The 12,019-nt window shown below is 46.1% G+C and carries 14 protein-coding genes; 4 read left to right on the forward strand and 10 right to left on the reverse strand.

What is annotated here, in order from left to right; genetic code table 11:
• Positions 1 to 77 precede the first annotated feature (77 nt).
• Positions 78 to 446, reverse strand: coding sequence for a YppE family protein (locus CR205_RS07225; protein ID WP_110518250.1), 369 nt, complete (start codon positions 444 to 446; stop codon positions 78 to 80).
• Between the two features lie 53 nt (positions 447 to 499).
• Positions 500 to 1,054, reverse strand: coding sequence for a chromosome-anchoring protein RacA (gene racA, locus CR205_RS07230; RefSeq protein ID WP_110518251.1), 555 nt, complete (start codon positions 1,052 to 1,054; stop codon positions 500 to 502).
• A 179-nt stretch (positions 1,055 to 1,233) separates the two neighbouring features.
• Here racA and CR205_RS20685 point away from each other — a divergent pair, with 179 nt between their 5' ends.
• Positions 1,234 to 1,359, forward strand: coding sequence for a hypothetical protein (locus CR205_RS20685; protein WP_268877404.1), 126 nt, complete (start codon positions 1,234 to 1,236; stop codon positions 1,357 to 1,359).
• 50 nt (positions 1,360 to 1,409) lie between these two features.
• Here the strand turns inward: CR205_RS20685 and CR205_RS07235 are convergent, their stop codons facing one another.
• Entirely contained in the window at positions 1,410 to 2,393 is a 984-nt protein-coding gene (locus tag CR205_RS07235; protein WP_110518252.1) for a DUF2515 family protein, read from the reverse strand.
• A gap of 132 nt (positions 2,394 to 2,525) precedes the next feature.
• Between CR205_RS07235 and recU the strand changes: the two genes are divergently transcribed.
• Entirely contained in the window at positions 2,526 to 3,128 is a 603-nt protein-coding gene (gene recU, locus CR205_RS07240; protein WP_110518253.1) for a Holliday junction resolvase RecU, read from the forward strand.
• 30 nt (positions 3,129 to 3,158) lie between these two features.
• Complete coding sequence (locus CR205_RS07245) at positions 3,159 to 5,921, forward strand: penicillin-binding protein 1A (RefSeq protein ID WP_110518254.1); 2,763 nt, start codon at positions 3,159 to 3,161, stop codon at positions 5,919 to 5,921.
• Positions 5,922 to 6,086: 165 nt separating this feature from the next.
• Here the strand turns inward: CR205_RS07245 and CR205_RS07250 are convergent, their stop codons facing one another.
• The 7 genes from CR205_RS07250 to CR205_RS07280 form a co-directional block, all read right to left on the reverse strand.
• The gene (locus CR205_RS07250) at positions 6,087 to 6,563 is read right to left on the reverse strand and encodes a YpoC family protein (RefSeq protein WP_110518255.1); all 477 of its coding nucleotides are present in this window, start codon (positions 6,561 to 6,563) and stop codon (positions 6,087 to 6,089) included.
• Positions 6,553 to 7,218, reverse strand: coding sequence for an endonuclease III (nth, locus tag CR205_RS07255; RefSeq protein ID WP_110518256.1), 666 nt, complete (start codon positions 7,216 to 7,218; stop codon positions 6,553 to 6,555). The genes CR205_RS07250 and nth overlap by 11 nt, the downstream gene beginning before the upstream one ends.
• 18 nt (positions 7,219 to 7,236) lie before the next feature.
• A complete protein-coding gene (locus CR205_RS07260; RefSeq protein ID WP_110518257.1) occupies positions 7,237 to 7,950 on the reverse strand; it encodes a DnaD domain-containing protein in 714 nt (237 codons plus the stop codon).
• 342 nt (positions 7,951 to 8,292) lie between these two features.
• Positions 8,293 to 9,582, reverse strand: coding sequence for an asparagine--tRNA ligase (asnS, locus tag CR205_RS07265; protein WP_110518258.1), 1,290 nt, complete (start codon positions 9,580 to 9,582; stop codon positions 8,293 to 8,295).
• A 161-nt stretch (positions 9,583 to 9,743) separates the two neighbouring features.
• Positions 9,744 to 10,934, reverse strand: a complete 1,191-nt coding sequence (locus tag CR205_RS07270) for a pyridoxal phosphate-dependent aminotransferase (protein ID WP_110518259.1) — start codon at positions 10,932 to 10,934, stop codon at positions 9,744 to 9,746.
• A 33-nt stretch (positions 10,935 to 10,967) separates the two neighbouring features.
• A complete protein-coding gene (locus tag CR205_RS07275; protein ID WP_110518260.1) occupies positions 10,968 to 11,507 on the reverse strand; it encodes a cell wall elongation regulator TseB-like domain-containing protein in 540 nt (179 codons plus the stop codon).
• A gap of 15 nt (positions 11,508 to 11,522) precedes the next feature.
• Complete coding sequence (locus tag CR205_RS07280; RefSeq protein WP_110518261.1) at positions 11,523 to 11,693, reverse strand: YpmA family protein; 171 nt, start codon at positions 11,691 to 11,693, stop codon at positions 11,523 to 11,525.
• A 124-nt stretch (positions 11,694 to 11,817) separates the two neighbouring features.
• Between CR205_RS07280 and CR205_RS20245 the strand changes: the two genes are divergently transcribed.
• On the forward strand, positions 11,818 to 11,982 hold the full coding sequence (locus CR205_RS20245; RefSeq protein WP_161524711.1) for a hypothetical protein: 165 nt from the start codon (positions 11,818 to 11,820) through the stop codon (positions 11,980 to 11,982).
• The last annotated feature ends 37 nt before the right edge of the window (positions 11,983 to 12,019 follow it).

Consider the following 12,019-nt stretch of genomic DNA (forward strand, 5'->3'; position numbering starts at 1 on the left):
ATAGCTGAATATCTGTTTATGGAAAAGAGACATACAAAAGGCCGGGCAGCATATTCAATGCTGACCCGGCCTTTCTGTTATTCATTTTCTTTGACGGCGTCACTGAGAGCCTCGAGTGTATAATGAATCGATTTATTCATTTCAATAAACCGCTTCTTTTTTGTATCTGCCTGAAAACAGGTAACAGCTGAAATGTTGGCATTTTCATGCACAGCATTAATCTGCTTATCATGTATATAACGGGGCTTATGTGCCGATACAAAACCAGCTGCAAGCGGGAGCCATTCATCACTTGCTGCTTTCACTCGATCTGCAAAGGGCTTTACATATTGGGCGAAATCCGCTGTTTCCTTTTCTTTTGCGTACCGCTCGAAGTAATTGAAGCATTCCTTATTCAGATCCAGCAGGGTGCCGGTCAGTTCCAGAAACCTTTTTTGATCGTTCATGATTCCACCTCCTCCACTATCTTACCAGAAGAAAGGCGTGTAAACATATCCGGCTAACGGAAGGAAAATGAAAAAATATTGGCCAGCATCCGTTTTTTGGGCCTTGAAGGATCCTTCCTGTTCATATAGAGCACCTGTTTTTCTTTGTCCACGACGGACTGTTCAAGTTTTTTCAGTCGTTTATCCACTCGTCTTAGCAGGTCAGCCAGCTCATCAATCTCCTGTCTGTGCTGAAGCATCTGATATTCCACCACTTCATCAGCTTTCTCCGAGAGCTTCTTTTCCAGCTGGTCCACGTGCAGAAGAATCTGGCCGAAACGTTCATCAAAGATCCGGCTTGAAACAACCTGTCCGTTTCCATTGTGGTCATTATTTTCTTCAGTATACACCTCTTTTACAGGCGTAAAACGGACATCTTTGAGTTTTTTCCCCTCGTTCAGCTGAACATGAATCTGTTTAAGAAAATGACAAGTCTCCTCCGGCAGAACGAAGTGACCGAGTTCATTGGTTTCACATTTCAAATCAAAGTATTTGATCCATCTCTGTACGGTCGTCGGATTTACCCCCAGCTGGTCAGCTACTGTCTTTGTTTTGAATGCTGTACTCATTTGGCATTCCTCCCTGCTTTCTTATGCCTTACTGATTCTATCTCTTCCTCTATACTTCCTCTGTGCCTGACAAAACTAGTTTGCTTTCGTCAAAGGTAGTGTCTGTTTGTCCGCGGCACATGATTTTGACGAAAAAGCACAGACTAAAATCGAATTTACATGCAGAAAGGAGACTTAAAATGGCAGGAAAACAAAAGAAACAGGAAGCAGCAGGACAGGCGAAAACACAGGAAAAAACCCGCCAGTCAGCCCAGACAGGTTTTGGCGATAAGAAGACTGAAGGGCCTGACCGTCCTTCCACTTAAAAAAAGCTGGCCCCGAAGGATTTTTAAAATCCTGCGGGGCCTTCTGCTGGTCAGTTGTGAGGTCTGAGTCTTCCCAGAACCTTTTGATAAAGTCTTTCAACACTGACGACCGCTTCCAACTGCTCAAGTTTACCTTCATACCATGCAAGTAAACTGTAGTTCGTGATTGGTTTTAATGTCCTTAGATCTCTGTTGGGATGCCTGCCCGGAGTTTTTGACCAGTCTCTGTTCATCTCTCGTTGATGGATAACCGGTCCATAAGCAAACCGAAGGATCGGCGTTTTCGGATACCTCCGTTCCAGAAACTGCTGATAATCCCTCCTTGATCCGGTAGGAGTGACCGTGTCATGAAAATGCATAATGTCTTCTTTCTCCGGGCTTTCAAACAGGATCCATGCCAATTTTCTCCCAAGAGAAATTCTTTTTTTTGTTTTAGTAAAGTCATGTACAGAACAGCCGAAAAGATTTCCTTTTGTGTCAGGAAAAAGAACAGTACTGAAGTGCAGCCGGTCCTGCAATTTGTATGCCGACGAACCGAAAACGCTGTGCCTGTCAAAATGATTTTTGATCACGGGCTTCTCAATCAGGTTCTGTTCATTCACAATTAGAGCGACGAGAAGCTCTTCCTCATCTTTTCTTTGCCAGAATTGCAGCCATTTTTCTGTTATCCAGTTACTTACCCCGAATTGTGGCAATAAATGAAAGTAAGGCGCTCCTTCTTTTTTTGACCATTCATAAATCAGGAGCTGCGCACAGGCATCGCTGAAGATCATCCAGTTTGCTCTTTCATAAGTCTGAAAGAGCCTCATACGCAGACTGTCCTGAAGAAGCTCGCAAAAAGGTCTGCTTTTCAGATCTGTCATTGCCCATCCGGCATTTCTTGAGACCATGGAGGCCAGGTAAGACCACCTGATTTCCGGGTTTCTTTTATAATATTTTTGATAAAATTCGGTACGTGAAATATTGTCATAATTCTCGGATTCAATTTCTTTCTTCACGGCGTACAGTATTTTTTTATCCTTATCTTTCAGCATCCTCTGATCACCCTTCTTAATTTACCCTCACACCGGGAAAATAGTCACTAAGACTATGGTGACAGGGAAAAACTATGGTAATATATAGTGATGGTTACTCGTCTTTACTTTACTGCAGGGAGGGACTCAGTAATGGCCTTCCGTTATCCGAACGGAAAAAAATTTGTAGACGGACGAAACGAAAAAAAGAAAAAGACCGTCAGTAAAGATGTCAGATTCAGTAACAGGGGTATGAGCCTGGAGGAAGATATCAACGAAACAAACGAATACTACCTTGCCAGGGAGATTGCTGTTATTCATAAAAAGCCGACACCACTGCAGATTGTCAACGTCCACTACCCTTCAAGAAGTGCTGCGGTCGTGACGGAAGCCTATTTTCAGAAACCGTCAACAACCGATTACAATGGGCTTTATAAAGGGAAGTATATTGATTTTGAAGCAAAGGAAACAAAGAACAAACAGTCATTTCCGTTTAAAAACTTTCACGAGCATCAGATTGAACATATGAGACGGGTGATCAGCCAGGGAGGAATTGCTTTTGCACTATTACGTTTTTCTATTTCCGATGAAGTTTATTTCCTTGAAGCCCGGCACCTGATTTCTTTTTATGATCAGCGTGGTGAATCTCGAAAATCGATGAAAAAGGCAGATATTGAAAAATACGGCGTTCTGATTCCGACAGGCTATCATCCAAGGATTGATTACCTGAAGGTCATTAACGATAAAATGCTGTAACTGCTTCTGATAATGAAAGGAAGATGAAAGATGTCAGATGAATACCGCACAAGACAGGAACGAAAGAAGGCCATGAGCCACACTAAAAACCGGAACAGCAGCAAATCATCCGGCAAGCCGGGAAAATCACGGGTGAAAAAGATTCTCACTGCCCTGGCAATCGTGTTTGCCGTCATCTTTGCGGCAGGTGGCATTACAGCTGTGGCGATGATTGCCGGTGCTCCTGATCTTGATGAAGATAAACTAAGGATGAGCAATAACCCGGAATTTTATGACAAGGACGGCGAAATGTTTGCTACCCTCTCGGGTGCTGAAAGCCGCCGTCACGCAAATATTGAAGATGTTCCTCCTGTAATGAAGGATGCAATTATATCCATTGAGGACATTCGGTTTTACGACCATTTCGGACTTGATATGCGCCGTCTTGGTGGAGCAGTCTGGGCGAACGTAACCGGCGGCTTTGGTGCCGAGGGTGCCAGTACAATCACACAGCAGGTAGTCAAAAACCTGTTTCTATCTTCAGACAAAAAAATCAGCCGAAAAGTCCAGGAGCAGTATCTGGCTGTCCGGCTTGAGCAGCGTTACACAAAAGATGAAATTCTTGAAATGTATTTGAACATGATTTATCTTTCAGGACCATACGGAGTTGTTGAAGCTTCCGACCGCTTTTTCAGTAAGGAGCTTGATGAACTCACAGTGGCTGACGCAGCGCTTCTTGCAGGTCTGCCTCAGCGCCCGACGGCTTATCATCCGTTAAATCACCCTGAAAGGGCTGAACAGCGCCGGAACACGGTAATTAATCAGATGGAACGCTATGGGAAGATTACCGCTGAAGAAGCGGAAGAAGCACGGAATACACCGATTGAGGATCAGTTGAATCCGAGCACAAACCATGAGGAATACCCGTACCAGTCGTATATGGACCACGTTCTTAATGAACTTGAATCAATCGAAGGCATTGAATCGTCCGATATTTATTCTTCCGGCATGAAAGTGTACACGAACCTGGACACAGGTGCGCAGGAATATGTAGAAGACCTGATGCAGAACGGATTGAATTATCCCGACGAAGAAACGCTGTCTGCTGTAACCCTGATGGATTCTGAAACTGGCAGAGTTACTGCGATCGGCGGACAGCGCGCGCCTTCCGAGGAAAGAAGAATTTACAATCTGGCTACGCAGATTAACCGGGCACCAGGTTCTACAATTAAACCGATTCTGGATTACGGTCCCGCTATCGAAAATTTCCAATGGTCTACGTATCATCAAATTACCGATGAGGAACATACCTATACTGACAGCGAACAGGTGATCCGGAACTCAGCCGGCAGAGGTTATTTCGGAGATGTCTCCATGCGTGAAGCGCTCGCATTGTCTCTGAACGTTCCTGCCTTAAAAGCCTTCCAGGAAGTCGGCTCAGATCAGGCACGTTCCTTCGGAGAATCGCTCGGCATGCCTCTTGATAACATGACCGAAGCCTACTCTCTCGGAGGGTTCCGTGACGGTGTTTCCACACTGGAAATGGCCGGTGCTTACGGTGCATTTGCCAACGGGGGCCACTATACGAAGCCGTATACGGTTGAACGAGTGGAATTTCCTGACGGGCGTACTATCGATTTGACTCCGGATACGAACCGGGTAATGGAAGACTATACAGCCTTTATGATTTCCGATATGCTCAAGACCGCTGCTTCCTCCGAAGGAACGGGACAGCACGCAAACGTTGATGGCATACCGCTAGCAGGTAAAACCGGATCCACGAACTTTACATCGGAAGAACGTGAAGACTACGGCATCCCTTCCGATGCAAACGCGATTAAGGACGGCTGGTTTGTCGGTTACTCAAGCCGCTACACAGCTGCTGTCTGGACCGGCTATAACGACAACTCGAATGGTTTCCTTTCCGGTACAAGACTGGCGCAGGACAAATTCAGGCAGGTTATGGCCCATGTTCACGAAGGTCAGGAAACCCCGGACTTCGAACAGCCTGATTCCGTAGTCCGTGTCGGTGTTGAAAAAGAAACCGGACTTCTTCCGAGTGACTTTACACCTGACAGTGCGATTGTTCATGAGTATTTCGTCAAAGGAACAGAGCCTTCAAGTGTGTCTGAAGAATATGAAGTGGATGCAGATGATCTTGGCTCTCCGCAGCTGGAAGCCGCTTATAACGAAAATCTTCATTCCATTATCGCAAACTGGAGCTTCAGTGCTGATGTACCAGGGGACTTTACTTTCCGGGTTGAACTCAGAGAACCCGGTGAGAATGATTATTCCGAAGTCGATATGACAAAGGAAACTGATCTTGTCATTGAAAATCCCGAGTACGGCGGAACCTACTCTTTCAGAATCACCGCTGTTTCAGATGAGGACGAGAACCTTGAAAGTGAACCTGCTTCAACCGAGGTCACTGTCCCTGAGGAAGAAGATCTGATTGAAGATGATGATGGTATCCTTGATGACATTTTTGAAGACGAAGATGCAGAAGAAGGTACCGAAGAAGAGGATGAAGAACAAGAAGATAATGGTAATGGCAATGATGATGGAGAAGATAACGGCAACGACAATGGTAACGGAAATGGTAATGACAACGGTAATGACAATGGAAATGGTAATGGTAATGACAATGGTAACGGTGACGGTAATGGTAACGATGATGGCAGCGATGACGACAACGGCCCCCCTGAAGATGATGATTCAGAAGGTGATGAAGACGAGGAAGAACCGCCTGAACCTGAGGAAGATGATTCTGACGATGGCGAAACCGGAGATACAGAACAGGATCCGGAAGAATAATCACGTTACTATATACAGACACTCGTACCTCACCTACTGTACTGGTGAAAGAATGAGGCTGTACCCAATTAAACACTAATAAGAAAAAACGGCCCCAATTATCGGATTTGATAATTGGGGCCGTTTCATATTGGTTGCAGTTTTATACTTGGTTTTGTGCAACCCTTATTGCATTTTCATAAAATATACTGCCCACTTTTTACGTGATTCCGCAAACAGCTGATCAAGAACGGTAAAGCTTTGGTGATGGGACGGGCTGGCAAGAACATAGGAAAGTCGTTCCTGCAGATTCACAGGGGCGCAAACACTCTCAGACAGCACGCCTGCTATATTTTCAAGCGAGGTCACCGGCTTTCCTTCTGCCCAGCTCATGGCCTGTATGTAACGAGAAGCGTAATAGATCATCAGCTTTTCTGCCTCTTGCTTATTTCTGCCTCTGAATGCTGAGGCGATCTTTTCTGAGCCCTCTTCACGCCACTGCCTTTCAATCTCCATTACATAGGACTTGGGTGTTTTCCAGGGATGATTGCACATGTAAGTTCCTTCCACAAATGCAATGTCTTCTTCAAAAAGCGTCTGATCATCGTATCCGGTAAAGGGTCTTCTTTGAAAAGCACCCGGGCGGGCCTTATTATTTTCCACTTAAGGCACCAAGCTTTTTCATTCGTTTCTGTCCCTCCCTGCACAGATGAAGCAGCGGGCATTCGGGACAGCGTGGAGACTGGGCTTTACAGTGATAGCGTCCGAAAAAGATCAGTCTGTGATGGGTGACAGACCACTCATCCTGAGGTACTTTTCTCATCAGTGTTTTTTCCACTTCCAGAACACTGTCCTTCCAGCGGCAGATCCCAAGGCGTTTACTTACTCTTTCAACGTGAGTGTCAACAGCGATAGCTGGTTCTCCAAAAGCAACAGAGGCAACGACATTTGCCGTTTTACGGCCTACCCCTGCCAGTTTAACGAGTTCATCTCTTTCTCTTGGCACCTCACCGTTATAATTTTCAATCAGTGACTGGCACAGCTTTTTAATGTTTTTCGCCTTGCTTCTGAAAAGGCCGATCCGGCGGATATCATTTTCAAGTTCCTCAAGGGGAACCAGAATATAATCCTCTGGTTCCCTGTACTTTTCGAACAGGCCCGGTGTGACTTTATTGACGAGGGCGTCCGTTGCCTGTGCGGAGAGCAGAACAGCAATGGTGAGTTCGAATGGATTGGAATGGGTCAGTTCACACTCTGCTTCAGGAAACATGTCTCCCATCGTGTCAAGTACTTCCTCAATTTGACGGATCGTAAGCATCGATTTCCCCTCTTTTCATCAGTCGGTTTCAAGCCAGTTATAGGATGGGTGTGAGCGCGGTCCTGACGAGGCCGGTGTCCTTTCAGGCACTTTCCCCCCGCTGCGCTGGCCCCGGATCCGTTCTCCGTATTCTCTTGCCTGCTGAACAGATCGAATGCCGTTTTTCTTCCATTCAAAAAGGATCCGGTCAATATATCGGAAATTCAGCTTACCTGAAACGACCGACTCACGTAATGCCGCTTCGATCAGAACCACATCGTGCTGGTCTTCATCAATCCACATGGAGATCATTTCAATTTCCATCGGCGACAGGGGCCGTGAGAACTCCTCTTCAAACCGTTTAAACACTCTGCCCTCGTCTTCACGGCCGGATTGCTCTTTGGCCTCGTACTGCTCATTTTCAACGTGAGTGAGAAGCTTTTCATACAACGGATCAAGCGAATACGATTCAGAAATTCTGCCGTGCTGGTCCTGATTTTCTCTTATTTCAAGCATACCTTTACGCACCAGATCCCTTAGAAGGTTCGCTGTTTCGCTGATATTGGCTGACATTCTTCCACTCAGTCCATCCGGCGTCGGAAAAGGCTCCCCCTCCTGTGCAAAATGTCTGATATGAAGTAACAGCATCATTTCCTTTTCATTAATGCCTATTGAGGCATAGTGCTCCATAAGCAAGGACGGGATGGTTACCGGACTGCTCTTCATCAGTTGATGCATCCATTTGTTATTCAACTCGTCCACCTCCCCCTGTTCATCAGTCTCTGTGGTGTAAGTATACTCGTTTTTCCTGTAATCCGATCAGGAATTTATCATCTCTGCAGTGAAGTTCTCCCCCTGAAAAGAAAAAGCCCCGCCTGCGGGGGGCTTTTTAATAAGATGGCTGTGTTGAAGAGTATTGTTGATGTACGATCACTGCGCTCCGGTTCCGCGGGCACCGCTTCAGCCTACTCTGGAAAAGCACACTCCAGGGTATCCGGCCGGCGCTGTTCCCGCAGGAGTGTCGCGAATTCTCTTCAATCAACAATTAATAAAAATCAACACGGAAATTTAACAGAGCCAAACGGTTAAAACCATTTAAGGATACAGTCTGTTCAGAAGACGAGGGAAAGGAATCGTTTCCCTTACGTGTTCTGTTCCACAGATCCAGCCCACTGTCCGCTCAAGACCAAGTCCGAATCCTGAGTGGGGAACTGTCCCGTAAGTACGCAGATCCATATACCACTTGTAAGCATCGTCAGAAAGATTATGTTCTTCATAACGCTGCTTCAGAAGCTCCTCGTCATCAATCCGCTGGCTTCCGCCAATGATTTCGCCATATCCTTCCGGCGCGATCAGATCGGCACAAAGTACAACGTCGGAGCGTTCAGGATCAGGCTTCATGTAAAATGCTTTGATCTCTGCCGGATAATGGGTAATAAACACCGGCTTATCATACTTTTCTGCAATTGCTGTCTCATGAGGGGCACCGAAATCTTCTCCCCATTGTATTTCGTGACCTTCTTTTTTCAGTAACTCGACCGCTTCATCGTAGGTAATCCGCGGGAACGGAGCCTGGACTTTTTCAAGTCTGCTCACATCTCTGTCGAGGGCCTTGAGTTCAAGCCTGCAGTTTTCCAGAACACTTTGAACGACGTAGGACACGTAGTTCTCCTGGACTTCAAGACTTTCTTCATGATCCATAAACGCCATTTCCGGCTCAATCATCCAGAATTCAATCAGATGGCGGCGGGTCTTGGATTTTTCTGCACGGAAGGTCGGTCCGAATGAAAATACTTTTCCAAGCGCCATTGCTGCTGCCTCCATATAAAGCTGACCGCTCTGGGACAGGTAAGCATCCTCATCAAAGTACTTTGTATGAAACAGGTTGGTCGTTCCTTCCGCCGAACTGCCGGTAAGAATCGGCGGATCGACTTTCACAAAACCTTCTTTGTGGAAAAACTCATAAGTAGCACGGATAATTTCGTTACGCACACGCATAATCGCATGCTGGCGCTTCGACCTGAGCCACAGATGACGGTGATCCATAAGGAATTCAGTACCGTGCTCTTTCGGGGTGATCGGGTAGTCTTTCGCTTCGCTGATCAGTTCCAGTGAGGTAACTGTCAGTTCGTATCCTGACGGCGCACGGTCATCTTCTCTTACTGTTCCTGTAACGAACAGGGAACTCTCCTGCGTCATTTCCTTTGCGAGAGCAAAAATGTCTTCAGCTACTTCAGCTTTTACGACAACTCCCTGGATAAAGCCTGTACCGTCACGAAGCTGCAGAAAAGCAATTTTACCGCTTGAACGTTTATTGGCAAGCCACGCACCAATAGTAACCGTCTCACCTACATGTTTTCCAATTTGTGCAATCGTGGTTTTCACACTGTTCCCTCCATCATCAATCTATCTTTATGTATATTTCCTCTTCTGATTCACGGGTACCATTATACCCTTCTTTCACTCAAAGACGCAACCGGTTCACCCGCTGTCCTGGTTTAACAAAAATTGTCCGGAAGGCTTTGTTCAGCCCTCCAGGACAGTCTTTACTTGCTTGAGTTGTTATTTTCTGCAAAAGCGCGGATCCGCCTGACAGCTTCACTGAACTGGTCAAAATCTGTCGCATAAGACAGCCGGATGTTATCAGGAGCACCAAATCCGGAACCTGGCACCACCGCCACTTTTTCCTGTTCAAGAAGTGCCGCCACCCATTCATCTGTTGTTTGATAAGGGGATTGTTCGACCGCTTTTTTCACATTGGGAAAAAGATAAAATGCGCCCTGAGGCTTCACACATGAAAAGCCGGGAATAGCAGATACAGCTTCAAATCCTCTTTCAAGCCGGTCTTCAAACGCCGTTCTCATCTTTTCAACCGGCTCAGAACTACCATTATATGCGGCAATTGTCCCGTATTGGGCCATCACTGCCGGATTGGAAGTTGTATGGCTTGCAAGGGTCGTCATCGCTTTAATGATTTTTTTATTTCCCGCAGCGTAGCCGATTCGCCAGCCGGTCATGGAATGGGATTTGCTTACACCGTTAATGATAATGGTCTGTGCCTTCAGCTGCTCGGATAACGAAGCAATCGACGTATGCTCAGCATTTTTGTAAATCAGTTTTTCATAAATTTCATCCGATACAATTAACAGGTTGTGCTTCAGACAAACCTCGCCAATTGCTCGAAGTTCCTCTGAGGAATACATAATGCCGGTCGGATTTCCTGGTGAGTTAATGACGATGGCTTTCGTATTTTTGCTGACTGCTGCTTCCAACTGCTCCGGTGTAAGCTTAAAGTCATTGCTTTCCGATGCATTTAATATAACAGGTTCACCGCCTGCAATCTTCACCTGTTCCGGATAGCTTACCCAGTACGGAGCAGGGATAATGACTTCTTCTCCCTCTTTCAAAATCGTCTGAAACAGAAGGGAAAGAGCATGCTTCGCTCCGTTTGTGACAATGATTTCACCCGGTCCGTAGGAAAGGCCCTGATCTGTTTTAAATTTCCGGGCTACGGCTTCTTTGAGTTCAGCCATGCCTCCTGCCGGTGTATATTTTGTATGTCCTTCTTCCATTGATCTTGAAGCCGCTTTAATAATATGATCCGGAGTATTAAAATCCGGTTCTCCTGCCCCCAGACCGATCACGTCGTGACCTTCTGCTTTAAGCTCTTTCGCTTTCGCTGTAATGGCAAGTGTTGATGATGGAGTTATTGCTGTTACACGGGGTGAAAGTTCCATTTTTCAAAACGCCTCCCTGAAATAAATGTGCTCCTAACGGTCCTGCCTCAGCTGATAATGACGGATGTAGGAGCCGTCGTCGAAACTAAGATAATAAAAAGAATATCGGTTGTCTGTATCAATATAGACCATTTCATAAACAGGTGTGTCTCCAATCATTCCAAGGCGCACCTGTTTCCATTCCTGAATCTCCAGTTCCCTGGACGCGATTTCTTCTGCTTCCTCTCTGGAAATGCCTTCATCCTGAGTTCTTACTACGACTCGGGGTTCCCAATCTTCTGCAGAATTTTCCGCATCATCTTCTTCATCCTCATTTGCCTCCGCCTGCTGTTCAATCCAGACGTAGGCTGCCTCCCCGTTTTGATCCTCACCCGAAAGAACAGTATAAGCTCTTCTGCCGTAATAATAATCGGCCCTTTCCACTTCGGTAAGGTATCCTTCAGCCAGGGCGTATGCTTTTGCCTGGTCGCTGCCAGTTATCTGTGAGGAAGCAGCAGACTGATACAGGAGATAAAGCGAGACAGCAGTAACGAGTCCAAGGACTGCCGTTCCTGCTAAAATCCATCCTCTCACGGCTTCACCTTCTCTTTATGTTTCGTAAATTGTAAATACCATTTTTGTTTTGTCTGCATCATCATAAGCGACACCGAACATCAGATCCCGGTCTTTTAAAGTACGATTCAGACTGTTAACCACTTTGTACAGATCTTCGCTTTTCTGAACTTTGACCTGAGACAGGGTTTTAATCTTACTGTCCATCCTTCTCCTCCTTTATCACGATCAGGCTGTGCTTTTGTTTCCCATCACTGGTGATAATGTTTTGTTATAGAGCGCTTTGCCCGGGTGATACTAACAGTACGCTCACAAAAAAGGGGGAATGAGCGTGACCCGAAACATGAATGAGGAGAGGCACAGGAGCACAGCAGAATGGTACGAAGAGGAAAAGCACCTGATTTCACTGCGGTCTCCGTCCAGACCTCACCATTTTACCACACTGCTCATCAGTTTCAGACAGACAAAATTTCCTGATGACTGTGAAAACCATTAATATTCCCCGGCCAGGCACCCGCCACCTGTTCCTGTTA

It is taken from the genome of Alteribacter lacisalsi, assembly GCF_003226345.1.
Lineage (GTDB): Bacteria > Bacillota > Bacilli > Bacillales > Salisediminibacteriaceae > Alteribacter > Alteribacter lacisalsi.